The following is a 24863-nucleotide window of genomic DNA, read 5'->3' as shown; positions in this document are numbered from 1 at the left end:
TGGGTTGAACCGGTGGGCTGTCGCGGCGCGGGTGGCCCTGTTCTCCGGCATGGCTTTTCTGGCGGGCTGGGGCTTGTGGAACCTGCCCGACAGCATCAACCCCTTCTCTCCGCTCGAGATCGCCGACAAGCCAACGCTCGCCACCCCTATCAAGATGCGCATTCTCGAACATCGGCCGGAGGCCTGCGTTGCCACGGTGCGGCGCTCACGGGCCGAGGTGGTGCGCGCGCCGATCGCCTCCGACACGCAAGGCTGCGGCGTGGATGACGGACTGACGCTCGACCGTTCGGATGTGAGCTATGGCGGCGGGGTGCGTCTGTCCTGCATCTCCATGACGGCGCTCCTCATCTGGGAGCGGCATGTGGCCGAACCGGCGGCGGCGGAAATTCTCGGCTCGAAGCTCACCCGCATTGTCCATTACGGCACCTATCAATGCCGCAATATCAACCACGATCCCGACGCACGGCTTTCATACCACGCCACAGGCCGGGCCATCGACATCGCCGCTTTCGTGCTGGCGGATGGACGGAAGATCAGTGTCCTGAAGGATTGGGGCAAGGACACGCCGGAGGGGCAGTTCCTCGCGCGTGTGCATGACGGCGCCTGCGGGGTCTTTCGCGGCGTGCTGGGCCCCGATTACAACAAGCTCCACGCCAATCATTTCCACCTGGAGATGGGGCGGTGGAGCTTCTGCAAGTAGTTATAGAGGCATCTGCTTGATTTTGCCTTTGAAGTTCATGGGTAGTTCATGCAATGAGCCTCCGCCGACGATCCCTGTCAATCTTTCAATGTCTGGCCATCGCCACAACAAATATGACGCTACCTTGTTCATCGGTGTCTTCTGGTAGGCGGGGCTAAGAACGAATCCGATCAATCCGGACTGGCGAAACGCTGTCCGTTCTGGCTTGTTCTTTCTGATGCGTGTATCGCCCGTAATCACAATCCATACGGAGTTGTCATTCGCGAGCATTTCGATCCATTCGATATCGGTCGCACTACGCCCGCATTTAGCATCTTTGATGTGAGTTGCTGAATGACCGAGATGGTCTAGAAAGCCTCCGAGGGTGGAGGCTAGGACCGGTGAAGTGCAATTGTCGAAAAAGACCTTCACGCTGCTTTTTGCGGTTGTACGCGCTGTCGGAATTCAACGGCGTGTTTTATGGAGGAAACCGGAACTTGCCAAACCGTTGCGGCAGCTTCGATAGAACCCTCGGCTTCCACTGCCTGAAACAGCACGTCGGCAGGGACGCCGCTTTGATCATCTATCGGCTGCCCGAAGGACCGCTCGGGATCCACTACGATGTGCTTTCCCTTGCCTATCGGCCACCACCGGGCGGGAACCCCATCTTCGAAATCGATATTTCGTAGACTCGGCTCGATTATCTTCTTGAACGCGAATTGACTTCGGAAAAGATCGATGAGTTTCGTTTCGCCGTCCTCTGCAAGTACTTCAAGAAAGACGCTTCGCCCGTCCGTTCGGAAACGAGTGGTGGAAAGAGGGCGCTCTTCGCGGATCATTTCGCGGGCGACTTCAATAGCGCGCCGCACTTTGTGAGCGCTCAGGCCTTGTTGGATGAATGCGTCCGCTACACGGACTTCCATCAGGTCTCTGAAGCCAAGATAGGTGTGACCATCTTCAAGATTCACTTGGGAGTGCCACAATGGTTCATAGGTCTTGTCGCCTATCGAGTGACCGCGAAGCCAACGCGTGATTTTGGGTGCGGAAACTCCAATGAGTTGGGCCGCTTCACTGGGTGTGTAAAGACCAATGCCTACTAGGCTGGCTTTATTTTCGACAAAGTTCACTGTGAAATCCGCTGTCCGAGCTTGCGGTATTGTGAAGATTCTACACCAGATCAGTATCTTGGCTAGGTGATACTAATTCTTTCGTGTTTTCAGGGGATTAATGGTCACTGCGCTCTCACATAGATCGAGATATTGGTCGGCTTGGTGCCGTCGGGCAGCAGCACGGCCTGTATGAGGCGCATGGCGCCGCCCGTGTCGTCGAGCTGGCGCGAGGCGATCATCCGTTCCTGCCCCTTGTAGAAAGCGGCGGAGTTCAGCTCGCGCGCCGAGACCGGCGTGACCGACAGGGAATCGGCCAGGTCGCCGCCCGCGAAAGGCTCAGGCTCGCCGTTCGGTGTGCCGGTGAAGCTTGCCTTGTGTTCCTCGCCGGTGGCGTCCACCCATTCCATGTGAAAGCTCAAGCGACCGTCCGGCGTTTCCTCGATCCGATAGCTGCCCGCGCGGGGCGGGTCGCCCTGTTCGTACTGGCAGCTCTCGGGATCGAGCACCCAAAGGCCAAGAAAGCCCTGCCAGAGCAGGTCGGGTTTGTCGGACATGAAGCATGGCCTCCTTTGCAGATGACGGATTCCCCGTTACTCGCGGAGAGAAGCCGCCACGTCAATGGCTCCCGGCAAAAGGGCCGCTCGAACGAGCGGCCCTTTCAGCTTCGCGAGGTAACGATATTCAACCGGCCTTGTTCTGGCGGTTGTCGATGAGGTCTTCCACCACGCCGGGATCGGCCAGCGTGGAGGTGTCGCCGAGATTGGAGAAATCGTCTTCGGCAATCTTGCGCAGGATGCGGCGCATGATCTTGCCGGAGCGCGTTTTGGGCAGGCCCGGTGCCCACTGGATGAGATCGGGCGAGGCGATGGGGCCGATTTCCTTGCGCACCCATTGCACCAGTTCCTTGCGCAACTCCTCGCTCGGCTCGTCGCCGGCGTTGAGCGTCACATAGGCGTAGATGCCCTGACCCTTGAGGTCGTGCGGATAGCCGACGACCGCGGCCTCGGCGACTTTCGGATGCGCGACCAGCGCACTTTCCACTTCCGCCGTGCCCATGCGGTGGCCGGAGACGTTCAGCACGTCGTCCACGCGACCCGTGATCCAGTAATAGCCGTCTTCGTCGCGGCGGCAGCCGTCGCCGGTAAAGTAGCGGCCCGGATACTGGATGAAGTAGGTGTTCACGAAACGCTCGTGATCGCCATAGACGGTGCGCATCTGGCCGGGCCAGCTGTCGTCGATGCAGAGATTGCCCTCCGTCGCACCCTCCAGCACATTGCCTTCGTGATCGACGATGACGGGCTTCACGCCGAAGAAGGGGCGCGTCGCCGAACCGGGCTTGAGGTCGGTCGCGCCGGGCAGTGGCGTGATGAGGATGCCGCCCGTTTCCGTCTGCCACCATGTGTCGACGATGGGGCAGCGCTCGTCGCCGACCACCTTGTGGTACCAGAGCCAGGCTTCCGGGTTGATCGGCTCGCCGACCGAACCCAGCAGGCGCAGCGATTTGCGGCTTGTCTTTTTCACCGGGCCTTCGCCTTCGCGCATCAGCGCGCGGATGGCGGTGGGAGCGGTGTAGAAGATGTTGACGTTGTGCTTGTCGCAAACATCCCAGAAGCGCGAGCTGTCCGGATAGTTCGGCACGCCCTCGAACATCAGCGTCGTCGCGCCATTGGCGAGCGGTCCATAAACGATGTAGCTGTGGCCTGTGACCCAGCCGACATCCGCCGTGCACCAGTAAATGTCGCCGTCGTGATAGTCGAAGACATATTGATGCGTCATGGACGCATAGACCATGTAGCCGCCGGTCGTGTGCATCACGCCCTTGGGCTTGCCGGTCGAGCCGGAGGTGTAGAGAATGAAGAGCGGGTCTTCCGCGTTCATTTCTTCCGGCGAGCAATCGGGCGAGACCTTCGCCGCTTCTTCCTCGTACCAGATGTCGCGGCCGGACTGCATGTTCACATTGCCGCCGGTGCGCTTCACCACGACGACCGTATCCACGTCCGGGCATTGTTTCAGCGCTTCGTCGGTGTTGGCTTTCAGCGGGATCTTGCGGCCGCCGCGCACGCCTTCATCCGCCGTGACGATACAGCGCGAGTCGCAATCGACCACGCGGTTCGCCAGGCTGTCGGGCGAGAAGCCGCCGAACACCACGGAGTGCACCGCGCCGATGCGCGCGCAGGCGAGCATGGCATAGGCCGCTTCCGGGATCATCGGCATGTAGATGGTGACGCGGTCGCCTTTCTTCACGTTGCGCGCCTTCAGCACATTGGCGAAGCGGCAGACATGTTCGTGAAGCTCGCGATAGGTGATCTTCTTGTCCTGGTCGGGCTCGTCGCCTTCCCAGATGATGGCGACCCGGTCGCCATTTTTTTCAAGGTGACGGTCGATGCAGTTGGCGGCGGCGTTGAGCGAGCCGTCCTCGAACCATTTGATCGACACGTTGTGCGGATCGTAGCTGGTGTCCTTCACCCTGGTATAGGGCTTGATCCAGTCGATGCGCTGGCCGTGTTCGCGCCAGAAGCCTTCCGGGTCGTTGACGCTGGCGTCGTACATTTCCCGGTACTTCTTCTCATCCACCAGCGCGCGCGTTTTCCACTCGTCGGGGACGGGGATTACGGTTGCCGGTTGCGTGTCGGCTTCTGCCTTGGACATGGGGACGCCTCCTTCCCGAAAATTGAGGGCTTTTCTTCTTTGGCGGCATTATGCGCAGCGGGACAGTGAGCAGCAAGGTGGTTGCCGATTTCGGTTCGCCACCGTATCTCGTCATCCATTTCCAGCAGTGGTAGCGTTTTTCGCCACAAATCGATAATAGGGTTTCATGGGCTCTTCACTTGACAATAAATGTTTCATCCTCGGCGTGGGCGCACAGAAAGCGGGCACAAGTTGGCTGCATGATTATCTGGAGCGCCGCCCGGAGGTGTTTATGCCTTCGCCATGGAAAGAATTGCATTATTTCGATGCCAGATATTGCCCCATTTCGATGCCAGATATTGCCCCGATCTCTGCTCGCATTTCGACGATGTTTATCGCGACTTGGCGGCAGCCCGGCTAAGGGTATTGTCCCCGCCATGGTCGCAGAAAGTGCGCGGGCGAAAGCAAGCTGCATGGCGCGTCCGCATGATCTCAGAGCCGGAAGCCTATCGCGCCTATTTCGAGCGTTATGTACCCAAGCGTTGCCGGTTGTTCGGTGAAATCACGCCGTCTTATTCGCTTCTCCCCGTGGCCGGCTTTGAGGATGTGGCTCGCCGGTTCAACGAAGTGAAAGTGATTTTCCTGATGCGCGACCCGGTAGAGCGCGTCTACTCGCAGCTTCGTATGCACAAGCGCAACGGTACTGCGCATAGCGACGGGGAAGCGGCGTTCCTCAAGGCGCTGGAAGATCCGGTCTATCTGGAGCGCGGCTACTACCACAAGACACTGACACGGCTTTATTCAGTCTTCTCCCGCGATCGCGTGTTCACCGGGTTTTACGAGAACCTCTTCAGCGATGCCGAGGTGGCAAGGCTGTGCGATTTTCTTGGTATCCCTTTCCAGCCGGGTGCGTATGGCAAGATGATCAATGCGGCGCCGGAGCGAACTGCACTCGCGCCGCATCTTGTGGCCGAAGCCCGAGCTCGGTTTGCCGAAGCCTACGACTTCTGTTTCACCGAGTTCGGGGAGCGTGTTCCTGAAAGCTGGCGCCGAGACTAGGATTCTGGTTTCAGCTTTCCAATCTCGTCCTCGCTGAAGCCCGCCTCGCGCAGCACCTCTTCGGTGTCCGCGCCGAGGCGCGGCGGGTGACGGCGAATGGTGGAGGGCGTTTGGGAAAAACGGACCGGCGGGCGCAGCGCGAAATAACCGCCTGCGTCGGGATGTTCGTAGCGCGCGAAGAAATCCACCGCCTTCAGATGCGGATCGTCCTGCAGATCGCCCAGCCGGTTCGCCTTCACGGCGGGAATGGAGAGCGGCTGCAGCACCTCGAGCCATTCCTGCGTGGTCTTGGTCTGCGTCGTTTCCTCGATCATCGCATAGAGCTCGCGAATGTGCTGGGTGCGCGTCTTGTAGTCCTTGAAGCGCGGATCGTTCCTGTATTCGTCGAGGCGGCCGGCGAGTTCGAAGAACTGTTCCCACTGCTTGTCGGAATAGGGCAGCAGGCCGATATAGCCGTCCTTGGTCTTGTAGGGGCGGCGGTCGGGATTGGTGATGCGGCCATAGGTCCAATCGCCCGTGGGCGGGTCGTAGACATGATCGTAGAAATGCTCCGCCAGCACGAAGGAGGTGACCGCCTCATACATGGGTACTTCCACGAACTGGCCCTGGCCGGTCTTCTCCTTGTGATAGAGCGCGGAGGTGATAGCGGAGACCATGAAGAGGCCCGACACCTTGTCGGCGACGATCGTCGGCATGTAGCGGGGTTGTTCGTTGCCGTCCATGTGGGGCAGCAGGTCCGACGCGCCGGAGCCTGCCTGGATGAGATCGTCATAGGCGGGGAGACCGGCATAGGGTCCGTTGGAGCCATAGCCCGCCGCATGGACGAAGATGATCGACGGGTTCACCGCCTTCACGTCTTCATAGGAGAGGCCGAGACGGACCATGCCGTCATAGCGGATGTTGGAGGTCAGCACGTCCGCCGTGGCGATGAGTTTCAGCAGCGCCTCGCGGCCTTCCTCGGAGCGGAGGTCCAGGAGGACGGAGCGCTTGTTGCGGTTGATGGTCATGAAGATCGGACCGAGATCGGCGGGTGCGCCTTCCGGCGTGTGGCCGGGCCAGCGCATGATGTCGCCGCCCATGCCGCCGCCGCCCGTGGCGGAAGGCGCTTCCACCTTCAGCACGTCCGCGCCCATATCGGCCAGGATCTGGGTTGCATAGGCGCCGAACACCACAGCGGTCAGATCCACAATGCGCACGCCCTTCAGCGGGCCCGTATTCTCGGCGGCCAGCTCATTCGTTGTCGTCAACGCCTCTACTCCCTGACTTCTTTTCTCAAATTTTCTTATGGCCCGGCCAGCGCAGCAGCATGTCGGGCAGTTTTTCTTCGTTTTCGGCGCCGTCGGTCGCCTTGACCAGACGGCAGCCATGGCGCCGGTAGAAGCGCCGCGCGCCGAGATTGGCCTGAAAAACCCAGAGCGAAAAGCCTTGGGGCATGGATTTCTTTACTTCCGCCATGAGACGGGAGCCTGCCGCTGCGTTCTGGCGGTCGGGGCGGACGTAAAGATGATGGAGCCAGTTGTCGCCGCTTCGAGGCTCCATGGCGGCAAATCCCGCTATGCCGCCGTTTTCCGCGATCCAGACTGTCTGACTGCTGACGACATTGTAGATAAAGCCGCGCGTCTCCGCCCGGCTGTGAAGGCCGGGATCGAGATAGGGCATGTGTGCGCGGGCGGCGATGAAGATAGCGGCGAGCGCATCGGCATCGGCTGTTGCGGCCTGTCTGATCCTCACTATGTCCCTCCCGGGTGGAGATCGGTCCCTTAAACGGTCACAATAGGGCGCAGGAGGCAATCATGCTGTTGCACAAATCGAGCTGGCCCGAAGTCGAAGACTATCTCACGCGGTCGAAGGGCATCGTCATTCCCATCGGGTCCACCGAGCAGCATGGGCCCAACGGGCTCATCGGTACGGACGCGATCTGTCCGGAAGCGATCGCCCATCGCGCGGGCGAGGAGGCGGGCATTCTCGTCGGGCCGACCTTCAATGTCGGGATCGCGCAGCATCATCTGGGGTTTGCCGGATCGATGACGCTTCGCCCCTCCACCATGATCGCCGCGATCTATGACTGGGTGGCCTCGCTCGCGCATCACGGCTTCGAACGAGTCTATTTCTTCAACGGGCATGGCGGGAATGTCGCGACCATCGATGCCGCCTTTGCCGAAATCTATGCCGACCGCTCGCTCGGACGCGCCGCGTCCAATCGCGGGCCGGTGAAGCTCAAGCGCGTCAACTGGTGGGATTACAAGCCGGTCTTCGACCATTGCAAGAAGCTCTATGGCGCCTCGCATGGCAGCCATGCGACACCGTCGGAAGTCGCCGTCACCTATTACGCCTATCCGGACGCGATCAAAAAGGTGGAGATGAACCCGAAGGTCGCGCCCAATGGCCGCTTTACCGATGCCGAAGATTATCGCGCGAAATTTCCCGACGGGCGGATCGGGTCCGACCCGTCGCTGGCGAAGCCGGAAGACGGCAAGGTGCTGCTGGAGATGTCGGCCAAGGCGCTGATCGAGGATTTCCGGGCGTTCGAGGCGAGTTAGCGGGTTGAAATCCGCCCCTCACGCGATATCATGATACTGCTTGATGAAACTTGATGGGGTCGTTTCCATGACCGCGCGTGAAAAATTTGCCAGCCAGGCCGATCCGGAGCTTCTCGCCAGGATGCGAGAGCTTGCCAAGACGGAAGGTCGTCAGTTTCAGGCCGTGGTGGAAGAGGCATTCCGGAGCTATCTGGAAAGCCGGGAGGCCGTGCGTCCGCGCGAGCAGGTCATGGCGCATTTCCGCGACAGCGTCCGGCGCAACGCCGAGCTTTACAAGCGTCTCGCCAAATAGCGGCTGAGCGATGCCCGATTATCTGACGCTGGCCGAAATCCTCGCCATGCAGGCGGAACTGATCGACCTTTATGGCGGCGCGCATGGCGTGCGCGATATGGGGGCGGCGGAGTCTGCCCTGTTCCGTCCGCAGACCGGCTATTACGAAGACGTGATTGCGGAGGCGGCCGCGCTGCTCGAAAGCCTGGCGGTCAATCACCCTTTCATCGACGGCAACAAGCGTATCGCCTTCGCGGCGGCAGATGTTTTTCTCCGTCTCAACGGCTATGTCTTCGAGGCCGATCCGGTCGAGGCCTATGACTTCATGATCGGACTCTTCGATCGCGGCGAATTCCGCTTCGAGAAGCTGGAGCCGTGGCTGAGGGAGAATACGCGCAAGGTTTAGAATGCCGGCGACAAAGACATTTGTCGTTCCGGGCTTGTCTCCGGGACGACGTTGCAGCGGGTGGCCGGTCCGGGCGGAAAGCTTTAGCTCCCGATCCTTACCTCGCCGTCCACGACTTCGACCGGGATCGGGATCAGCGATTTTCCAGCGCAGGGGCCGGAGGTGCAATGGCCGTCCTCGATGCGGAAGAGGGCGGCGTGCGTCGAGCAGATGATACGTTCCTCATCCAGCGTCAGGAACTTGTCGGGCCATGTCTCGAGCGGCGTGAAGGCGTGCGGGCATTCATTGACGTAGGCCCTGACCGCGCCGTTTTTCCGTACAAGGAACATGTCGAAGCGGTCCGCGCCCTTGCCGAAAAGGAACCCTTTGGCGCCCGGTTCGTCGATGTCGTCGAGCGCGCAGAGGCGCGTGCCGGGGGCGGGCGCGCCGGGCCGGGCGAGCGGGTTCTTCACGGGTTTATTTGGGGAGTTTCTTCAGCCCGCCCATGGCGCAGATCTTTTTCCACGCATCGGGTTCGACGGGCTGGACCGAAAGACGAGACTGCTTGATGAGCGACATTTCATGCAGATCCGGTTCGCCCTTCACGTCGTCGAGCGTTACCGGGTTCGGCATGTCGCAGACGGCTTCGATGTCGACGAGGCCGAACTTGCCTTTCTCGTCGGTCGGGTCCGGGCGATGTTCGCCGATGACGCGCACGATGCCGACGATCCGCTTCTCGTTCACCGAGTGATAGAAGAAGCCGAGATCGCCTTTCTTCATGGCCTTCATATTGTTGTTGGCCTGGTAGTTGCGCACGCCGTCCCAGGGTTCGCCCTTGGCGCCCTTCTTTTTCTGGTCTTCCCAGGACCAGGTGCCGGGTTCGGATTTGAAAAGCCAGTAAGCCATCGCGTTCGTCCCTCCCGTCAGCCCTGTTGCGGTCCCAGCAGCCATTTCCAGGCGCGGATTTCGGCGGACTGGAAGAGACCCGCCTTGTTGTAGGGATCGTTCTCGACCAGCGCTTGGGCTTTCGCCTTGTCCGCGACATCGATCACCAGCATCGAGCCGTTCATGGTGGCGCCGTCATCGGTGGTGAAGGGGCCGCCGATCTTCACGCAGCCCGCATCGGCCCAATACTTCAGATGGGCATCGCGATTGGCGAGGCGGATATCGACCGAATCCGGTTTGTCGGTGCAGTAGAGACAGAAAAGCATGTCGGGGAACCTTCCATAGGCGTGGTTTGGCGCGAGACTATCCGGAACGGCCCCCATGCCCAAGAGGGATCGGACCCGACGGCATGGCGGCGTCGCCTATTCGCCTTCCGCGCGGAACGGGCGGGAGAGGAGCGCGACCATCGCCTCGTCGACTTCCATGCGGCCCGTCACGATGGCCGCGACGGCCTGCGCGATCGGCATATCGACCTGCCTGGCATTGGCAAGGTCGGCGAGCGCGGTGGCGGTATGGACGCCTTCGCTCACCGAATTGCGCGCGCCCATGATCTCGTCGAGCGGTTTGCCCTCGCCCAATGCGATGCCGAGCGACATGTTGCGCGATTGAGGCGAGTTGCAGGTGAGGATGAGATCGCCAAGGCCGGAAAGCCCGGTCAGCGTTTCGCGTTTCGCGCCAAGGGCGAGGCCGAGGCGGGTCATTTCCGCGAAGCCGCGCGTGGTCAGCGCAGCGCGGGCGCTGGCGCCGAGCCGGCGGCCTTCCACCACGCCGCAGGCAATGGCGAGGACGTTTTTCACCGCGCCGCCGATCTCGGCGCCGGTGAGGTCGGTCGAGTAATAGGGGCGGAAGGTGCGCGAGCCGACGGCCTTAGCCAGTGCGTGGCCGAGGGTCTCGTCGGCGCAGGCCAGCGTCACCGCAGTGGGCAGGCCCATGGCGACCTCGCGGGCGAAGCTCGGGCCGGAAAGAACCGCTGCGGCGGCTTGCGGCACCGTCTCCGTCAGCACTTGCGTCAGCAGGGAGCCAGTTCGTTGCTCGATCCCCTTGGCGCAGAGTATGACGGGTGTGCCGGGAGCCAGATGCGGCGCCATCTCTTTCAGCGTGGCGCGCACGAACTGGGCGGGCGTGACGATCAGCAGCGCATCGGCGCGGGCGGCGGCGGTGAGATCGCCGGTTGCGTCGATGCCGCGATCGAGGTCCACGCCGGACAGAAAGGTCGCATTTTCGTGTGTGGCGTTTATACTTTCGACGACGTCGGGCTCGCGGGCCCATATGGTGACGTCCCGCCCGGCGTCCGCCGCCACCTGTGCCAGCGCCGTTCCCCAGGCGCCTGCGCCTATGACGCCGATTTTTTCAAACTGCCGCATTGGACCTCTCGTATTTCGCCGCCCGGAACACGCGGCTGAAGATTGAACGGTTCATTGATCGTTCAATGGTCTTGCTTATAATCGTTCAAATGACAGATAGCGACGATCCCAGAACAAAAATCATCGAAGCCGCCCGCAGCCGTTTCAAGCATTACGGCTACACGAAGACAACCATGGCCGAGCTTGCGGAAGACTGCGAGATGTCGCCGGGCAATATCTATCGTTATTTTCCGGGCAAGCTCGATATTGCGGAAGAAATCTGCCGCAATGCCTCGATCCAGAATGCGACGGCGCTCTCCCGTATCCTCACGCAACCGGGCCGCAGCGCTTCGGAACGCCTGCACGATTTCCTGTTCGAGGATTTGCGGGAGACGTTCCACACGCTGGAGAAGGATCCGAAACTCGTTCAGATGGCCCAGATCGTCGCGACCGAGCGGCCGAATTTCTTCAATGAAGGCCTGAGCCGCGAGCGCGAGGTGCTGCGCAGGATCATCGAGTTCGGCAATGCCTCGGGCGAATTCCGGGTGGCCGATCCCGCCTTCGTCTCCGAGGTCATCCAGTCCGCCACGATGAAGTTCATGTATCCCCAGCTTTTCACGAGCCTGTCGCTCGAACAGCTCGAGCGGGAACTCGAAGGGGTCTATGCGCTCATTGCCGGCGCCATGCGGGCCGGTATGGAGATGGCGGATCCGGGCGTTCCGGCTGTGGAAACCGCGTCTGTCGAGGCCTGACGGGCCTTTTTTCTCGCACTGCACAAAAATTTTTCGCAGCTTGGTGCGATTGCAGCAAGCTGCGTAAGTAGTTGATTTTGCTTAATTTACTTGATTTTTTCGTGTAAATATCTGTTGCATCGCGGCAACATGAATGCTGAACGGTGAATATTTTTTGTTTTGTTCATTGTTTTTCGTTCAGGGGTCTCCTAAATCCTCGTCATCGGCACTGGAGAGCGCCGAGACGCTGCCCTCCTACAGGCACAGGAGAAGACCCATGATGAACATTCAGCCCCGCAAGGTTTCCTACAAGCTCGCCGCCCTCACGCTTGCGAGCTACGCGGTCGCGCTTTTTGCGCAGGTCGTCACCCAGTACGGCGTCTGAGACGCCGAAGATTCGACGGCAGGCCGGTTCGCCGGGCTGCCGGGCCGCCAGCCGCAATCGAGGATCGGAAGATGAAACACACCGCACATAATCTGGACGCGCTTCTGGACAGGGGCACCGGCCTCGCCGCCGCCGCGGTCCTCGCAGCCTATGCGGTGTCGCTGATCCTGCTGTCGGGTGGCGTTGCAACGATCATGTAAGGCGAGGGGCGATCCTCCCCCCGACCTCCGCCTTTCAAGGGCGTTCCCTCAGCCGGCTTTCACCCTCCCCCTTTGGAGAGCCGGCGACCCCCCGGGCCTTGTATGAGGTCCATTTGCCCCGATACCGTTTCCCCGGTATCGGGGCCTTTTTTAATTGGAGACGCGGTCAGGCTTTCACGCCGGCGCCCCGGGCGGGGGCGGCGTCGGGGTCGAGCGGCCAGCGCGCGCGGGGCGCGACGTCCAGCGCATCGGTTTCGCCGCGGGCGAGATGTTCCGCGCCGGCCCAGGCGATCATCGCCGCATTGTCGGTGCAGAGTCTGAGCGGCAGGGTGACGAACTCGTAGCCGCAGGCATGGGCGGTGCCGAGAAGGCGTTCGCGCAGTGCCATATTGGCGGCGACGCCGCCGGCCACCGCAAAGCGACGATACCCTTCCGGGATGACGAGATCGGCTTGCGCCATCGCGATCTCCGCGCGGTCGGAGAGCACGTCGGCCACGGCCGCCTGGAAGGAGGCGGCGATATCGGCCTTGTCCTTTTCCGTCAGCGGGTCGAAAGCCTCGATGGCCTGGCGCACGGCGGTCTTCAGGCCGGAAAAGGAAAAGTCGCAACCGGGCCTGTTGAGGAGCGGGCGGGGGAAGGCAAAGCGCGCGGCATCGCCTTTTCTTGCCAGTTTCTCCACCGCCGGACCGCCCGGATAGCCGATCCCCATCAGCTTGGCGACCTTGTCGAAGGCCTCGCCCACAGCGTCGTCGATGGTGGTGCCGAGGCGGCGGTATTTCCCGACATCTTCCACGACGAGAAGCTGGCTGTGGCCGCCCGAGACGAGCAGCAACAGATAGGGGAAGGGCAGACCGTCGGTCAGCCGCGCGGTCAGCGCATGGCCTTCCAGATGGTTGACGCCGATGAGCGGCAGGCCGCGCGCGGCGGCGATGCCCTTGGCCGTCATCAGGCCGACGATCACGCCGCCGATGAGGCCCGGGCCGGAGGTCGCCGCGATACCGTCGAGATCGTCCCAGCCGAGCCCGGCTTCCGACAGGGCGCGCTCGATCAGCCCGTCCAGATGTTCGATATGGGCGCGGGCGGCGATTTCCGGCACCACGCCGCCATAGGGCGCATGATCGTCGATCTGGGAAAAGACCACATTGGAGAGGATCTCGCCTCTGATCCCGATGGCCGTATCGCCGGGCTCCAGACGCACCACGGCCGCCGCGGTCTCGTCGCAGCTCGTCTCGATGCCCAGAACGGTCAGTATGGGTTGCACGTGTGGTGCCTTTCCCGGGTTTTCTTTGGCCAATGCGGCCATGCGCCCCTCTCGAAAGAGGGACGAAACACTATATAAGGGGCGCGTCGGAGTTTGGCGCCCCTTTGAAAGCGGGCGCTTGCAGGAATGGTCCGCGCTCCAGAAGGGGCGCATACAGGAACGGTAAGACGCATGCAACGCCGCTATCGCATCGGCACACGCGGGTCCAGGCTCGCGCTCATTCAGGCAAACGATGTCGCGGCGCGGCTCGCGGCGGCGCTGGGCCGTCCGGTGGAAGAGGCGACGGAGGTCGTCGTCATCTCCACGCAGGGCGACCGGGTGCAGGACCGCAATCTCTCCGAACTCGGCGGCAAGGGGCTTTTCACGCAGGAAATCGAGGACGGGCTCATCGACAAGAGCATCGATATCGCCGTCCATTCCATGAAGGACATGCCGACGGTGCTGCCGGACGGGCTGCTGATCGACTGCATTCTGGAAAGGGTGGATCCGCGCGATGCGTTCCTGTCGTTCAAGGCGGGTTCGCTGGCCGATCTGCCGGAAGGCGCGGTGGTCGGCACGTCTTCCCTGCGCCGCGCCGCGCAGGTGAAGCTGCGCCGGCCCGACATCGAAATCGTTCCGTTTCGCGGCAATGTGGATACGCGGCTGCGCAAGCTCGAAGAGGGCGTGGCCGACGCAACGCTGCTGGCCATGGCGGGGCTTACCCGCATGGGACTGACGGACCGCGTGACGGCGCCGCTGTCGGCGGACGAAATTCTTCCCGCCGTCGCCCAGGGCGCGGTGGGCGTGGAGCGCCGGGCCGATGACGACGAGGCGGCGGAAGCGCTTTCCCTGATCCATCATGCCGCGACGGGGTTGCGCGTTACGGCGGAGCGCGCGCTGCTGCGGGTGCTGGACGGGTCCTGCCGCACGCCGATCGCGGCGCTGGCGGAGATTTCCGGCAAGCGGATGCGGCTTACCGGCATGATCCTGACGCCGGACGGGGCGGAAGTCGTCGAGACCTCGCGAGAAGGCCTTGCCGGCGAGGCGGAAAGCCTTGGCGTCGAAGCGGGCGAGGATCTCAAATCCCGCGCCGGCCCCCAATTCTTCCAGACGGTATGAGGCGATATGCGGCTCCTCGTCACGAGACCGGAAGCCGATGCGGGCAAGCTGATGGCGGCTCTGGCCGAAAGCGGGCATGAAGCCGTTCTCGCCCCGCTGATGGAAATCGATTTTCACGACACCGCCGAGCTGCCGGCGGGGGAGTGGCAGGCGATCCTCGTCACCAGCGCCAATGGCGCCAGGGCGCTGGCGGCGCGCAGCGAGGCCATGGCGATGAAGGCCGTTCCCGTATATGCGGTCGGGCAGGCGTCGGCGGCGGCGGCCCGCGCGGCGGGGTTTGCCCGGGTCCGCAGCGCCGACGGCGATGTGGAGGCGCTGGCCGATCTCGTCTGCGCCGAGCTTTCGCCCGGTGCCGGGCGGCTTCTGCATGTCGCGGGCAGCGTGACGGCGGGCGACCTGCAGGCCATGCTGGGCGTGAAGGGGTTCGAGGTGGTTCGCGCGGTGCTTTACGAGGCGCGCCCGGTTCGCTTCCTGCCCGATGTGGCGCATGCCGCGCTGGAGGCCCGCGATGTGGACGGCGTGCTGCTCTATTCGCCGCGCACGGCGGCGCTTTTCATGTCGCTGGTGCATGAGGCGGGCCTCGACGGGGCGCTGGCCGGGCTCGAGGCGTTCTGCCTGTCCGGCGCCGTTGCCGGGGCGCTGGCCGATGCCCCGGGGCGCGAAAGCGGAACCGCCGTCTTCAGGCGGGTTCATGTTGCCGCAAGGCCGGAACAGGCCGCGTTGATTGAGCTTGTGAACAAGACGGGCCTTGCGGCCCGCGACGACCTGACCTGAGGGCCCCGAGCCCTTATAGTATCGAGTCGACAAATAGATGGATGCCCCCCGATGAGCGATGCGAACGGTCCGAAAAAACCCGGCTCCCAGAAACCCGCGGACGGCGATGCCGGTGCCGAGAGCGGGAAAGCATCTCCCGATGCGGAGGTGCTGAAGCCCGGTGCGCAGGGGCAGGGCAAGGGGGCCGGCGCAGAGCCCCAGCGGAAACGCCCCAAGGTGCTGGACGGCAAGGCGGAGGAAGTGAAGGCCGACGCGCCGAAGGGGGCCGCAGGCACGGAAAAGGCGGGGGGCTCTTCCGAAAGTGCGGGGTCAAAGAGCGCTGCCTCGGAAGCAGGCAAGCCGAAAACCGCTTCAACGGGCGGCAAGGGCGGCGGTAACGGCAATGGCGGAGACGATGCGAAATCTCCGCCGCCGCTGGCCGCGTCGCCGGCCAGCCATCTCCACCTCATCAGCGGTCTCATTTCCGGGATCGCGGGCGCCGCGGCGGTGGTCGTCATCGCCTGGCATTTCGGCATTGCCGAGCCCGACGGCACCTCCGGGACGGCGGACGCGGTGGATGCGAACAAGCAGGCCATCGCCGATATTGCCGACAGGATGGAGAGCGTGGAAAGCGGGCAGCCGGATGTGCAGGCCGCCATCGGCAAGGCGCTTGAGCCTCTGGATGCGCGTCTTGGCGGTCTCGAACAGGAAGTGGCCGCGCGCGACGAAACCGCGGGTGCGGGCGGCGGGGCTTCGACGGAGGCGGTGGAAAAACTGACCGCCCGTCTCGACGCGCTCGAAGAACGCAATGCCGGGCTGGCGGACACGATCACCGAGGCGAACAAGGCCGCCGTCGCCGCGCAGAACCGGCTTGGCGAAATGCAGGCGCAACTGCCCTCCGCCGGTCTCGACGACAAGGTGGCGCGTCTCGATGCGATGATCGGCAAACTCGGCGCCCAGATCGAGAAGCTGGAGCCGCAGCTTCAGCGGATGGAAACGCGCCTCGCCGCGCTGGAGCAGAAGGCTGACGATCCGGATGCCGCACAACGTGCCGCGCTTGCGCTGGCGTTGGCCAATCTTTCCCGCGCCATTGAAGGGGCGGGCCCGTTCGAGACCGAGCTCGAGACGGTCTCCTCCTTCCTGCCGAAGGAGGAAGTGCCGGCGGCGCTCGACGAGGCGGCGGCGAACGGCGTGCCGACGCGCGCGGCGCTGAAAGATCGTTTCGAGCCGCTGATCGAGAAGATTTTCGACGCCGCCCGCCGCGAAGGCGACAGCAGCATCTGGGATCGTTTCCTTGCCAATGCCGCCTCGCTCGTCACCGTGCGGCGGACCGGCGAGATTTCCGGCGACAGCACGGAAGCCGTCGTGGCGCGGATGGAAGAAAAGCTGAAGGAAGGCGACCTCGCCGGCGCGGTGGCGCAGGGCGAGACGCTGAAAGGCGCGGCCGCCGACGCCGCGGCGCCCTGGATGGCGGATGCGCGGAAGCGTCTCGATGCGGAGAAACTCGTCCGTGAGCTGACGGCTCGTGTCACGGCGCGTCTTGCCGAACTGAAAGGCTGAGTTGCCCCATGCTGCGTGCCTTTTACATATTTCTCGTGATCGCGGCGCTGTCCGCCATCGGCATCTGGCTCGCCGACAATCCCGGCCAGCTCGTCATGCATTGGCGCGGCTATGAGATCCGCACGAGCTTCGTTGTCGGGATCGCGCTGCTCGCCGTCGTTGCTTTCCTCGCACTCTTTATCTATCGCCTCTTCGTCAGCGCGATGGGCAGCCCGGCGGAACTGACGCGCTATTTTCAGGAGCGACGGCAGAAGAAGGGCTTCCTGGCGCTTTCGCGCGGCATGGTGGCGGTGGCCGCCGGCGATGCGGGCGATGCGAAACGCTTTGCCAAGGATGCGCGCGAGCTTCTCGATGCGCCGTCGCTGACGCTACTCTTGTCGGCGCAGGCCGCTCAGCTTGAAGGCGACGATCATGCCGCGGCGGGATATTTCCGCCAGATGATCGCGACGCCGGAAACGGAATTTCTCGGGCTTCGCGGTCTTTTCATTCAGGCCAAGCGTGCGGGCGACCGCGATGAGGCGCTCAAGATCGCCAGGCGTGCCTTCAAGCTGCGCCCCAACACGCCCTGGGCGGCGCAGGCCGTTTTCGAGATCGAGGCGGCGGAAGAAAACTGGAAGGCCGCGCTCGACGTGCTGGACGCGGAGCTCGCTTCCAAGCTCGTCGACCGGGAGAGCGCCCGAAGGCGCCGCGCCGTGCTGCTGACGGCACAGGCCCAGGAGGCGGAAGTTGCCGCGCGTATGCAGCCGGGCGATGCAGGCCGCAAGGCATTCGGCCGGGCCTATCGGCTGGCGTCGGAAGCCCTGTCACTCGTTCCCTATTTCCCGCCGGCCATGGGGCTTGCCGTGCGCGCCGCCGCGGCAACGGGACGGACGCGTAAGGCGATGAAGCTCGTTCGGGACGGCTGGGCGCATGACCCTCATCCCGATCTTGCCGGCGCCTGGCTGGAAATGGTGGAGGGCGAGAGCGCCTATGACCGTCTGACGCGGGCCCATGAACTGGAGAAGCTGGCGCCCGATCATGCCGAGAGCCGGATCCTGGTGGCGCGCGCGGCCATTGGCGCGCGCGACTGGCAGGCCGCGCGCAAGGCGCTCGCTCCCTTTACCGGTCCCGGCGCGGAAGAGGCGCCGACGCGCCGGGTCTGCGAATTGATGGCGGAGATCGAGGAAGGCGAGTTCGGCAATCGCGGCTCGTCGCGCGGCTGGCTTGCCCGCGCGCTGCATGCGCCGGACGATCCGCAATGGGTGGGCGAGGCCTATCGCTCGCCGCGCTGGTCGCCGATCAATCCCGTCACCGGCGAATTCGATGCGCTGACCTGGGCGACGCCGTCCATCCGGCTGCCCGCCTCCGGCATGCCGGGCGGCGCGGAAGGCGCGCCGGAAGACCGGCATGAGAGCGTGGTCACCGAAGCGGTCGAGCCGGAGCCCTTCTCCGCGCCGGGCGACGATGCCCGGGACGTGACGGAAAAGCTTCGCTCGCCGGTCGCGCAACCTGGCGCGTCGAGCGCGGAGACGGCCGGAAAATCCGCGCCGGAAAAAGCCGACGCCCCGCAACCCGATACTCCCGCGAAGGCGTCTCCCGCCAAAGACGGGACGAAAGCGGAAGAAGACCTTGTCATCGTGCCGCCCGTGCCCGACGATCCCGGTCCCGATGGGGATGAGGACGAGGCGCGGGAGGGCTCGACGAAATGGTGAAACGCTTTGTCTGGGGGATCGCAGGGCTGGTCCTTGCCGCGCTGGTCGTCATCGCCATCGCGGCGGTCCGCTTCGACATTCCCAGGGATGAACTCGTTGCCGAATATGCGCAGCCGCCATCGCGGTTCATCGAGCTGCCGGGAGGCGCGGATGCGCATGTGCGGGTGCAGGGCGATGAGGCCGGGCCGGTGCTTTTGTTGTTGCACGGGTCCAACGCCTCGCTCCAGACCTGGGAGCCATGGGCGGCGCAACTGGGCGACAGCTACCGTATCGTGACCATGGACCTGCCGGGGCACGGGCTCACCGGGGCCGTGCCGGGCGACGATTACAGCCGCAAGGGGATGGCCGATTTCGTCGATGAGGTGATGGTGAAGCTCGGCATGGACCGTTTCGCTATCGGCGGCAATTCCATGGGCGGCGGGGTTGCCGCTCAATATACGGTCGACCATCCGGATAAGGTCTCGGCGCTGATCCTTGTCGATTCCGCCGGTATTCCGCGCCGGCATTCCGAGGACGAGAAGGCGCCGCTCGCCTTTCAACTCGCCAGCAGTTCCATCGGGCGCGTCGTCATGCGCTGGGTAACGCCGCGCGCCCTCGTCGAGGAAGGCGTGAAGAGCGTCTTCGCCGATCCGTCCAAGGTGACGCCGGCGATGGTGGACCGCTATTACGATCTCACGCTTTACGACGGCAATCGCCGGGCGACGGCCCTTCGGTTCGCCGGTTTCAAGCCGGACGACGACAGCCTCGCCGTAAGGCTGCCGGAGATCGAGGTGCCGGTGCTGGTGATGTGGGGCGCGCAGGACCATCTCATTCCGGTTTCCGTGGCGGCGGCGTTCAAGAAGCGTATTCCGCAGGCGCAAATCGTCACCTATCCCGATGCGGGGCATGTGCCAATGGAAGAGGTGCCGGAAAAAAGCGCGGCGGATGTGCGAGGGTTTCTGAGTTTCGCGCTGGGCGGGACCGCGAAGCCTGCCTTGCCGGACGCCCCTTAGGGTGGCGTCCGCGTCTTTGCGGGAAAATCTTCGCGGCTTGCGCGTTTCCCTGTCGCAGGGATATTGCCAAAGGGCGCGCGCCGCGTTATTTGAGGGCCTCTTTCGGCGGCGTTTTCGAAACGCCTGCCATGCGGGCCGCTTTAGCTCAGTTGGTAGAGCACATCATTCGTAATGATGGGGTCGGGTGTTCGAGTCACCCAAGCGGCACCACTTTTCCCTGAAATCGCTTCATCTTTTCCGGCTTCGGACAAACAGAAGCCACTCCCGCGCGTGCCGGCGCATGGAGTGGCCTTTCGAGTCTGGTCCGGCTTTTTATTGTTGGTCGTGCTCCCTGGGGGAAGCGGCCGGGATGCTGCGCCGGCGGCGGCATCCGAGCAAGTTACGTCCGGGTAACGCCCCGGACACGTCCGATACCAAAGGTCAGTGCTGCTGCACGCCGCGATAGAGCAGGCCCTCATGGTCGCGCTTCTTAGGGCTTTCGGCGTGCTGCTGCTTGTCGGAGCGGAAGTCGGTGCCGCGATAGTGCATGTCGGTCGGCTTGCCCTTCGGGCCCTTCTTCGCTTCGCCATGATGATGCGCGCCGCGATAGTTCAGTTCGTCGTCCATCATTGCATCCTCCAAATCGGCCGGCCTCTCAATGCGGTTGGCGCGGGCCTTTGCTGTTCCTTTCCGGACCTCCCTTCCGGTCCGTTGCAAGCATTATATGGGTAAGATGTGTAAGTTTGTCAATATCAGCGTTTGGTGCGATTTCACAAAGTTTGGACAGGGCCCCCGTCGGATGCTAGAAAGTCAAGAATAGCAGGGGGTTAGGTCACTCACGCCGGGCCGGCCTCATCATGTGACAGTCGAGTCAGGCGGGCGGATTCTGACGAAGTCGGCCCCGCGCCGGAGTGGTTTCATGGAAAAACTGGATCAGCGCATCCAGCTCGTCGCCTCCAGGGAGTTCAACGATCTGGTGGATCAATGGAGACGGGCGCAGTCCGACCTGCCCTCCCGGTCGGAGGCGATCCGGCGGCTCGTCCATTATGGCCTTCAATACGACCAGGAATTTCCCATGCGCATGATCACGGCGATTATCCGGCCCCATAAGTATGATGAGCTGCGCGATGCGCTGGTGGCGCTGGGGATCGAAGGGATCACCAAGACGCAGGTGGCCGGTTTCGGCCGCCAGCGGGGGCAGACGGAAATCTATCGCGGGCGTGAATATGAAGTGACCGACGTGCCCAAGCTGCGGATCGATGTCGCCGTGCCCTCCGGCATGGTGGACAAGGCGCTGGCCGAGATCGAGAAGGTCACCCATACGGGCAAGATCGGCGACGGCAAGATTTTCGTCACGCCGCTGGAGCGGGTGATCCGGATCCGGACCGGCGAGCAGAACGAAAACGCCCTGGATTAGGGCGGACAGGCCGGATCGGGCAGGCACCGGGCGTCGCCTGCGAGCCATGCCCCGGCGGCCTCGCAGCGCGGCCCCGTATGTGATTTAGCCTTAAACTTCTCGTTTTTCCTAACGACCCGTTTACCTCCCCGAAACGAAGCGCGTCCTAAGGTCAAGGCGACCTGTTGATAGCCTTTCGGGGGCCTTTCGCATGTATGCGGAGCGCATGGGGCGGAAGCGGCGGCAAAGTTCGCTTCTCTCTCAGTACACGGAAAACATGGGCGAATTGATGTCGCGGCGGCGCTCCGAGGAGGCGCTGCGCGCAGCCAAGCTCGAATCCGACCTCGCCAGCCGCGCGAAATCGGAGTTTCTGGCCAATATGAGCCATGAACTCAGAACGCCCCTCAATGCCATTATCGGTTTTTCCGAATTCATCCAGCACATGCAGGACACCGCCGCCCAGCAGGATCGGGTGGTCGAATATGCCACCCATATTTCCGGCGCGGGTCGGCACCTTCTCAACATTATCGGCGATATTCTCGACATCTCGAAAATCGAGAGCGGGAATTTCAAACTCGATCTCGGCCGGCACGATCCGGCGGAGATCGTGGAATCCTGCGTCTCCATGGTGCGTCCGCGGATCGGCGAGAAGAGCCAGGCGCTCGAGGTCAAGGTAACGCCGGACCTGCCCCCGCTGATGCTCGACGAGCGGCGGGTGAAGCAGGTCCTCATCAATCTCCTGTCCAATGCCCACAAGTTCACGCCCGCGGGCGGCCGGATCGTGCTGGTGGTGGCGGGCAACCGGAACAACAGCGTCAGCTTTGCCGTCGCCGACAGCGGTATCGGCATGAACGAGACGCAGGTCGCCAGGGCGATGACGCCGTTCGGTCAGGTCGAGTCGGCTTTTTCCCGCAGTCAGGAAGGCACCGGCCTGGGACTTCCGATCGCCGCGGCGCTGACGCGGCTGCATGGCGGCGAATTCCATATTTCCAGCGAGCCCGGGCAGGGCACCACAGTCGTATTCACGCTGCCTGCGACCAATATGGCAGCGTTCCAAGGTGAAAAAGGCGGTGAAGCGTGACAAAGGGCATTACAGCACCTCGTCAGGCACCTCTGACGGTTCTGGCATGAAAGCCGGCGGCGACGGTTCGGAGCGGCGGGGAAAGCCCGCCTCGCCGCCGGTGCGGATCGCGCATATCGTTTCGGTGTCGGGCGCGCAGGCCGTGGCCGTGATGGAAAAGCTGCCGGGCGACAAAGGCGGTTTTCGCCGGCGCATCGAAATCGGTCAGCTGGTCAAGGTGCCGACGCGCGAACATCAGGTCGTCGGGATCGTCTCGGCGGTCAGCGCGCCCGCGCCTTCGGATGGGGACGATCAGGTCGATATGGGTCTGGTCGAGATCAACCTGGCCGGCGAAGTGGTTGTCGACAGCAAGGACGGAAGGCTCAGGTTTCAACGCGGTGTGTCCAGTCTTCCAACGCTTGGCGATCCCGTTCTGCTCGCCGACCGGCACGACCTGACGCGCGTCTACAACCAGCCGGGCAAGGCGACGGTGGAAGTCGGCAGCCTGTTTCAGGATGCCAATGTGCCTGCGAGACTTCTGCTCGACGACCTTCTGGCCAAGCATTTCATCGTTGTCGGGACGACGGGCTGCGGCAAGTCGTGCGCGCTGACGAGTATCCTGCAGCGTGTGCTTGCCGGTCACGAATATGCGCATGTAGTGGTCCTCGATATTCACAACGAGTATCCCAGCGCTTTCGGTGACCAGGCCGAACTCATCAATGCCCGCAATCTCAACCTGCCGTTCTGGCTCCTGAACTTTCAGGAGCTGACGGCGGCGCTGGTCAGCCATGACGGCCATTACGACGCCGAAGTGGAAATTCTGAGCGACGCGGTTCTCTATGCGAAGCGGCGTTTCCACGACGCCTCGTCGGGCCGCGCCGCCATTGCGCGCCGCGTCGGCGAGACGGGAGGCATCACCGTCGAAACGCCGACGCCTTTCCGTCTGTCCGACGTGCTGTTCTATATCGACGATCAGCTCGGCAAGCTCGAACGCACGCGCACGACGGTGCCCTACCGCCGGCTCAAAAGCCGCATCGAAACGATGGTCAGCGACCAGCGCTACAGTTTCATGTTCGGCAGCCTGACCGTTCAGGACAATATGGCCGACGTTCTTGGCAAACTCTTCCGTATACCGAGCGATGGCAAGCCGATCACCGTCATCGACCTTTCGACCGTGCCGCCGGAAATTCTCGATGTCGTGGTGTCTGTGATTTCGCGTATCGCCTTCGATCTCGCGGTCTGGAGCAAGGGAGGGCTTCCCATGCTTCTGGTCTGCGAAGAGGCGCATCGATACGCACCGGCTCATGGCGGCGACAAGTTCATGCCGACGCGCCAGGCGCTGTCGCGTATTGCCAAGGAAGGCCGCAAATACGGCTTGTCGCTCGCGCTGGTCAGCCAGAGGCCCTCCGAACTCGACCCGACCATCCTGTCGCAATGTTCCACGGCGGTCGCCATGCGGCTTTCCACCGAGCGCGACCAGCAGGTGATGCGGGCCAATACGCATGACGGCGCGCTCGACCTTCTCGATTTCCTGCCGCTGCTCGGCGACCGCGAAGCGATCATCCTCGGGCAGGGCGTCGCCATGCCGATGCGTATCCGCTTCCACGATCTCGCGGCCGACACGCTGCCGCGCAACGTGAACGCGGCTTTCTCGCAATCGTGGAGTGCGCCCAATCTCGACCGCCAGGGGCTGGAACAGATCGTGGCGCGCTGGCGTGTCAGCGGGCGCGAATGCGAGGCCGCCGAGCCGGGCGATCCCCAGGAAATCTGACGACCCCGTTTCGACAGCTTTCGTCGGAACGTCGTTTGACACGCCGACAGCCGACCCTAGGATGCGGATATCCGCATATGCTTTCTCACGCATTTTTGCATGCATTCTCGAGGGTCCGATGGGGAAGAAGCGTCAGTATTCGGAAAGGGAACAGCCGGAGAGTGCCGAAGGTGCGTCCCCGAAAGGATCCGAGGACGCACCGACAGGTGCCGTCCCCGGTTCGCTGACCCTTATTCCGGGCCAGCAGGGCAAGAAGCTCCAGACCCTTCTCGAACTCATCGATACGGTGAACCGGCTCCATTTCGAACTGGGAGCGATGGCTGCGCGTATTCATGGCGAGGCCGATGCCAGCGCGCCGCACCGGGCGTTGCTGCGCAATCTCATCGAGATGGGGCCGCGGACCGTGCCGCAGCTCGCGAGCCTCAGATCGGTTTCCCGGCAGTTCATCCAGAAGCTCGTCAACCGGCTGCTGAAAGAGGGGATGGTGGAGTATATCGACAATCCCGCCCATAAGCGTTCGCGGCTGGTGCGCATCGCCCCGCGTGGCTATGCCGCCTACCGCGCGATGCGGGACCGCGAGACGCCGGCGGGCAAATGGCTGGCGGGCGGATTGTCGAAATCGGACCTTCGAACGGCGCTGGACGTGTTGAGCGCGATCGAAGCGAAAGCGACCGGCTATACGGTCGCCGGACGCGGCGAGCCGGCCGGGGAAGCCGGCGAGGAGGCTGACGCTACCTCTGCCGGGCGCGAACGGACAGCCTCTTCCTGAAATTTTTCCAACCGCTCGCCTGCTGGCCTGTCGGGGGCGTCCATTTACCTCATAAGACAGATTCGATTCGACAGTAGTTTATGTTGCGTTGCACATAATCAGTGTGCGGTGCAATATATTCCGGTAACGGTCCCTTCTCGCCTCTCCGCCGTGTCAAAAATGTGTAAGCGGTGTTGTAGCCCCACCTTTCGCATTTTGAGGTGATGATTGATTTTGCTTCCCGTTGATTGGCGGGAAGGAGTTTCTCCATGGAGGCTA

The 24863-nt window shown here is 63.1% G+C and carries 30 protein-coding genes and 1 tRNA gene; 18 read left to right on the top strand and 13 right to left on the bottom strand.

Annotation, left to right across the window (positions count from 1 at the left end; genetic code table 11):
- The first annotated feature begins 4 nt into the window (after window positions 1-4).
- Window positions 5-700 carry an extensin-like domain-containing protein gene (locus tag FHS78_RS18150; RefSeq protein ID WP_167095791.1) on the top strand — a complete coding sequence of 232 codons (696 nt, stop codon included), beginning with the start codon at window positions 5-7 and terminating at the stop codon, window positions 698-700.
- On the opposite strand, the gene FHS78_RS18145 is transcribed toward FHS78_RS18150, so the two are convergent.
- From FHS78_RS18145 to acs, 4 genes are all read right to left on the bottom strand, one after another.
- The gene (locus FHS78_RS18145) at window positions 701-1111 is read right to left on the bottom strand and encodes a PIN-like domain-containing protein (protein ID WP_167095790.1); all 411 of its coding nucleotides are present in this window, start codon (window positions 1109-1111) and stop codon (window positions 701-703) included.
- Window positions 1108-1806 carry a MerR family transcriptional regulator gene (locus FHS78_RS18140; RefSeq protein WP_167095789.1) on the bottom strand — a complete coding sequence of 233 codons (699 nt, stop codon included), beginning with the start codon at window positions 1804-1806 and terminating at the stop codon, window positions 1108-1110. The genes FHS78_RS18145 and FHS78_RS18140 overlap by 4 nt, the downstream gene beginning before the upstream one ends.
- A 104-nt stretch (window positions 1807-1910) precedes the next feature.
- Entirely contained in the window at window positions 1911-2342 is a 432-nt protein-coding gene (locus FHS78_RS18135) for a hypothetical protein (RefSeq protein WP_167095788.1), read from the bottom strand.
- Window positions 2343-2469: 127 nt separating this feature from the next.
- A complete protein-coding gene (gene acs, locus FHS78_RS18130; RefSeq protein ID WP_167095787.1) occupies window positions 2470-4437 on the bottom strand; it encodes an acetate--CoA ligase in 1968 nt (655 codons plus the stop codon).
- Window positions 4438-4603: 166 nt separating this feature from the next.
- Here acs and FHS78_RS18125 point away from each other — a divergent pair, with 166 nt between their 5' ends.
- Together FHS78_RS18125 and FHS78_RS18120 are read left to right on the top strand one after the other, a co-directional pair.
- A complete protein-coding gene (locus FHS78_RS18125) occupies window positions 4604-4837 on the top strand; it encodes a hypothetical protein (RefSeq protein ID WP_167095786.1) in 234 nt (77 codons plus the stop codon).
- A gap of 65 nt (window positions 4838-4902) precedes the next feature.
- On the top strand, window positions 4903-5475 hold the full coding sequence (locus FHS78_RS18120; RefSeq protein WP_167095785.1) for a sulfotransferase domain-containing protein: 573 nt from the start codon (window positions 4903-4905) through the stop codon (window positions 5473-5475).
- On the opposite strand, the gene FHS78_RS18115 is transcribed toward FHS78_RS18120, so the two are convergent.
- Both FHS78_RS18115 and FHS78_RS19515 read right to left on the bottom strand, forming a co-directional pair.
- Window positions 5472-6722 carry a CaiB/BaiF CoA transferase family protein gene (locus FHS78_RS18115; RefSeq protein WP_246220588.1) on the bottom strand — a complete coding sequence of 417 codons (1251 nt, stop codon included), beginning with the start codon at window positions 6720-6722 and terminating at the stop codon, window positions 5472-5474. The genes FHS78_RS18120 and FHS78_RS18115 overlap by 4 nt on opposite strands.
- Window positions 6723-6747: 25 nt before the next feature.
- Window positions 6748-7206 (bottom strand): GNAT family N-acetyltransferase, encoded by a 459-nt coding sequence (locus FHS78_RS19515; protein ID WP_205305379.1) that lies wholly within the window; start codon window positions 7204-7206, stop codon window positions 6748-6750.
- A 62-nt stretch (window positions 7207-7268) separates the two neighbouring features.
- Here FHS78_RS19515 and FHS78_RS18105 point away from each other — a divergent pair, with 62 nt between their 5' ends.
- From FHS78_RS18105 to FHS78_RS18095, 3 genes are read left to right on the top strand one after another with little or no spacing between them, the layout of a single operon-like run.
- On the top strand, window positions 7269-8015 hold the full coding sequence (locus tag FHS78_RS18105) for a creatininase family protein (RefSeq protein WP_167095783.1): 747 nt from the start codon (window positions 7269-7271) through the stop codon (window positions 8013-8015).
- Between the two features lie 43 nt (window positions 8016-8058).
- Window positions 8059-8307 (top strand): hypothetical protein, encoded by a 249-nt coding sequence (locus FHS78_RS18100; RefSeq protein ID WP_167095782.1) that lies wholly within the window; start codon window positions 8059-8061, stop codon window positions 8305-8307.
- A gap of 10 nt (window positions 8308-8317) precedes the next feature.
- Window positions 8318-8692 (top strand): type II toxin-antitoxin system death-on-curing family toxin, encoded by a 375-nt coding sequence (locus FHS78_RS18095; RefSeq protein WP_167095781.1) that lies wholly within the window; start codon window positions 8318-8320, stop codon window positions 8690-8692.
- 83 nt (window positions 8693-8775) lie between these two features.
- Here FHS78_RS18095 and FHS78_RS18090 read toward each other — a convergent pair whose 3' ends face one another.
- From FHS78_RS18090 to FHS78_RS18075, 4 genes are all read right to left on the bottom strand, one after another.
- Complete coding sequence (locus FHS78_RS18090) at window positions 8776-9144, bottom strand: Rieske 2Fe-2S domain-containing protein (protein ID WP_167095780.1); 369 nt, start codon at window positions 9142-9144, stop codon at window positions 8776-8778.
- 4 nt (window positions 9145-9148) lie between these two features.
- Complete coding sequence (locus FHS78_RS18085) at window positions 9149-9577, bottom strand: EVE domain-containing protein (protein ID WP_167095779.1); 429 nt, start codon at window positions 9575-9577, stop codon at window positions 9149-9151.
- A gap of 17 nt (window positions 9578-9594) precedes the next feature.
- The gene (locus tag FHS78_RS18080) at window positions 9595-9882 is read right to left on the bottom strand and encodes a YciI family protein (protein ID WP_167095778.1); all 288 of its coding nucleotides are present in this window, start codon (window positions 9880-9882) and stop codon (window positions 9595-9597) included.
- Between the two features lie 96 nt (window positions 9883-9978).
- The gene (locus tag FHS78_RS18075) at window positions 9979-10980 is read right to left on the bottom strand and encodes an NAD(P)H-dependent glycerol-3-phosphate dehydrogenase (RefSeq protein WP_167095777.1); all 1002 of its coding nucleotides are present in this window, start codon (window positions 10978-10980) and stop codon (window positions 9979-9981) included.
- Between the two features lie 89 nt (window positions 10981-11069).
- Between FHS78_RS18075 and FHS78_RS18070 the strand changes: the two genes are divergently transcribed.
- Together FHS78_RS18070 and FHS78_RS19625 are read left to right on the top strand one after the other, a co-directional pair.
- The gene (locus FHS78_RS18070) at window positions 11070-11711 is read left to right on the top strand and encodes a TetR/AcrR family transcriptional regulator (protein WP_167095776.1); all 642 of its coding nucleotides are present in this window, start codon (window positions 11070-11072) and stop codon (window positions 11709-11711) included.
- A gap of 435 nt (window positions 11712-12146) precedes the next feature.
- Window positions 12147-12275, top strand: coding sequence for a hypothetical protein (locus FHS78_RS19625; RefSeq protein WP_281356710.1), 129 nt, complete (start codon window positions 12147-12149; stop codon window positions 12273-12275).
- A 166-nt stretch (window positions 12276-12441) separates the two neighbouring features.
- On the opposite strand, the gene tsaD is transcribed toward FHS78_RS19625, so the two are convergent.
- Window positions 12442-13524, bottom strand: coding sequence for a tRNA (adenosine(37)-N6)-threonylcarbamoyltransferase complex transferase subunit TsaD (gene tsaD / locus FHS78_RS18065; protein WP_167095828.1), 1083 nt, complete (start codon window positions 13522-13524; stop codon window positions 12442-12444).
- A 183-nt stretch (window positions 13525-13707) separates the two neighbouring features.
- On the opposite strand from tsaD, the gene hemC reads away from it, so the two are divergent.
- From hemC to FHS78_RS18035, 6 genes are all read left to right on the top strand, one after another.
- Entirely contained in the window at window positions 13708-14634 is a 927-nt protein-coding gene (hemC, locus tag FHS78_RS18060) for a hydroxymethylbilane synthase (protein ID WP_167095775.1), read from the top strand.
- 6 nt (window positions 14635-14640) lie between these two features.
- The gene (locus tag FHS78_RS18055; RefSeq protein WP_167095774.1) at window positions 14641-15408 is read left to right on the top strand and encodes a uroporphyrinogen-III synthase; all 768 of its coding nucleotides are present in this window, start codon (window positions 14641-14643) and stop codon (window positions 15406-15408) included.
- A 51-nt stretch (window positions 15409-15459) separates the two neighbouring features.
- On the top strand, window positions 15460-16947 hold the full coding sequence (locus FHS78_RS18050) for a COG4223 family protein (protein ID WP_167095773.1): 1488 nt from the start codon (window positions 15460-15462) through the stop codon (window positions 16945-16947).
- Between the two features lie 8 nt (window positions 16948-16955).
- On the top strand, window positions 16956-18638 hold the full coding sequence (locus FHS78_RS18045) for a heme biosynthesis protein HemY (RefSeq protein WP_167095772.1): 1683 nt from the start codon (window positions 16956-16958) through the stop codon (window positions 18636-18638).
- Window positions 18632-19630: an alpha/beta fold hydrolase gene (locus FHS78_RS18040; protein WP_167095771.1), complete on the top strand. Its 999-nt coding sequence runs from the start codon at window positions 18632-18634 to the stop codon at window positions 19628-19630. Before FHS78_RS18045 ends, FHS78_RS18040 begins: the two co-directional genes overlap by 7 nt.
- Before the next feature lie 134 nt (window positions 19631-19764).
- Window positions 19765-19840, top strand: a tRNA-Thr gene (locus tag FHS78_RS18035).
- Window positions 19841-20050: 210 nt separating this feature from the next.
- On the opposite strand, the gene FHS78_RS18030 is transcribed toward FHS78_RS18035, so the two are convergent.
- Window positions 20051-20239: a DUF4278 domain-containing protein gene (locus FHS78_RS18030; RefSeq protein ID WP_167095770.1), complete on the bottom strand. Its 189-nt coding sequence runs from the start codon at window positions 20237-20239 to the stop codon at window positions 20051-20053.
- Window positions 20240-20684: 445 nt separating this feature from the next.
- Here FHS78_RS18030 and FHS78_RS18025 point away from each other — a divergent pair, with 445 nt between their 5' ends.
- The 4 genes from FHS78_RS18025 to FHS78_RS18010 all read left to right on the top strand — a co-directional run bounded on the left by FHS78_RS18025 (window position 20685) and on the right by FHS78_RS18010 (window position 24605).
- Window positions 20685-21026: a P-II family nitrogen regulator gene (locus FHS78_RS18025; protein ID WP_167095826.1), complete on the top strand. Its 342-nt coding sequence runs from the start codon at window positions 20685-20687 to the stop codon at window positions 21024-21026.
- A 256-nt stretch (window positions 21027-21282) separates the two neighbouring features.
- On the top strand, window positions 21283-22086 hold the full coding sequence (locus tag FHS78_RS18020; RefSeq protein WP_167095769.1) for a sensor histidine kinase: 804 nt from the start codon (window positions 21283-21285) through the stop codon (window positions 22084-22086).
- Window positions 22076-23836, top strand: coding sequence for a helicase HerA domain-containing protein (locus tag FHS78_RS18015; RefSeq protein ID WP_167095768.1), 1761 nt, complete (start codon window positions 22076-22078; stop codon window positions 23834-23836). The genes FHS78_RS18020 and FHS78_RS18015 overlap by 11 nt, the downstream gene beginning before the upstream one ends.
- A gap of 118 nt (window positions 23837-23954) precedes the next feature.
- Window positions 23955-24605, top strand: coding sequence for a MarR family winged helix-turn-helix transcriptional regulator (locus tag FHS78_RS18010; RefSeq protein WP_167095767.1), 651 nt, complete (start codon window positions 23955-23957; stop codon window positions 24603-24605).
- A 49-nt stretch (window positions 24606-24654) separates the two neighbouring features.
- Here FHS78_RS18010 and FHS78_RS19270 read toward each other — a convergent pair.
- Window positions 24655-24863 (bottom strand): hypothetical protein (locus FHS78_RS19270; protein WP_205305378.1); only part of this gene is annotated, 209 nt, incomplete at its 5' end.

It is taken from the genome of Parvibaculum indicum (genome assembly GCF_011762095.1).
GTDB classification, from domain to species: Bacteria; Pseudomonadota; Alphaproteobacteria; order Parvibaculales; family Parvibaculaceae; genus Parvibaculum; species Parvibaculum indicum.
Note: the sequence above shows the minus strand (reverse complement) of the source record. Positions and strands in the feature narration are given on the sequence as shown.

Coding starts and splice junctions, on each gene's coding strand:
- FHS78_RS18020 (WP_167095769.1), top strand. CDS start 21,283: ATGGGCGAATTGATGTCGCGGCGGCGCTCCGAGGAGGCGCTGCGCGCA.
- FHS78_RS18075 (WP_167095777.1), bottom strand. CDS start 10,980: ATGCGGCAGTTTGAAAAAATCGGCGTCATAGGCGCAGGCGCCTGGGGA.
- FHS78_RS18135 (WP_167095788.1), bottom strand. CDS start 2,342: ATGTCCGACAAACCCGACCTGCTCTGGCAGGGCTTTCTTGGCCTTTGG.
- acs (WP_167095787.1), bottom strand. CDS start 4,437: ATGTCCAAGGCAGAAGCCGACACGCAACCGGCAACCGTAATCCCCGTC.
- FHS78_RS18010 (WP_167095767.1), top strand. CDS start 23,955: ATGGGGAAGAAGCGTCAGTATTCGGAAAGGGAACAGCCGGAGAGTGCC.
- FHS78_RS18050 (WP_167095773.1), top strand. CDS start 15,460: ATGAGCGATGCGAACGGTCCGAAAAAACCCGGCTCCCAGAAACCCGCG.
- FHS78_RS18070 (WP_167095776.1), top strand. CDS start 11,070: ATGACAGATAGCGACGATCCCAGAACAAAAATCATCGAAGCCGCCCGC.
- FHS78_RS19625 (WP_281356710.1), top strand. CDS start 12,147: ATGAAACACACCGCACATAATCTGGACGCGCTTCTGGACAGGGGCACC.
- FHS78_RS18085 (WP_167095779.1), bottom strand. CDS start 9,577: ATGGCTTACTGGCTTTTCAAATCCGAACCCGGCACCTGGTCCTGGGAA.
- FHS78_RS18125 (WP_167095786.1), top strand. CDS start 4,604: ATGGGCTCTTCACTTGACAATAAATGTTTCATCCTCGGCGTGGGCGCA.
- hemC (WP_167095775.1), top strand. CDS start 13,708: ATGCAACGCCGCTATCGCATCGGCACACGCGGGTCCAGGCTCGCGCTC.
- FHS78_RS18100 (WP_167095782.1), top strand. CDS start 8,059: ATGAAACTTGATGGGGTCGTTTCCATGACCGCGCGTGAAAAATTTGCC.
- FHS78_RS18030 (WP_167095770.1), bottom strand. CDS start 20,239: ATGATGGACGACGAACTGAACTATCGCGGCGCGCATCATCATGGCGAA.
- FHS78_RS18080 (WP_167095778.1), bottom strand. CDS start 9,882: ATGCTTTTCTGTCTCTACTGCACCGACAAACCGGATTCGGTCGATATC.
- FHS78_RS18025 (WP_167095826.1), top strand. CDS start 20,685: ATGCGCATGATCACGGCGATTATCCGGCCCCATAAGTATGATGAGCTG.
- FHS78_RS18055 (WP_167095774.1), top strand. CDS start 14,641: ATGCGGCTCCTCGTCACGAGACCGGAAGCCGATGCGGGCAAGCTGATG.
- FHS78_RS18040 (WP_167095771.1), top strand. CDS start 18,632: ATGGTGAAACGCTTTGTCTGGGGGATCGCAGGGCTGGTCCTTGCCGCG.
- FHS78_RS18095 (WP_167095781.1), top strand. CDS start 8,318: ATGCCCGATTATCTGACGCTGGCCGAAATCCTCGCCATGCAGGCGGAA.
- FHS78_RS18045 (WP_167095772.1), top strand. CDS start 16,956: ATGCTGCGTGCCTTTTACATATTTCTCGTGATCGCGGCGCTGTCCGCC.
- FHS78_RS18105 (WP_167095783.1), top strand. CDS start 7,269: ATGCTGTTGCACAAATCGAGCTGGCCCGAAGTCGAAGACTATCTCACG.
- FHS78_RS18120 (WP_167095785.1), top strand. CDS start 4,903: ATGATCTCAGAGCCGGAAGCCTATCGCGCCTATTTCGAGCGTTATGTA.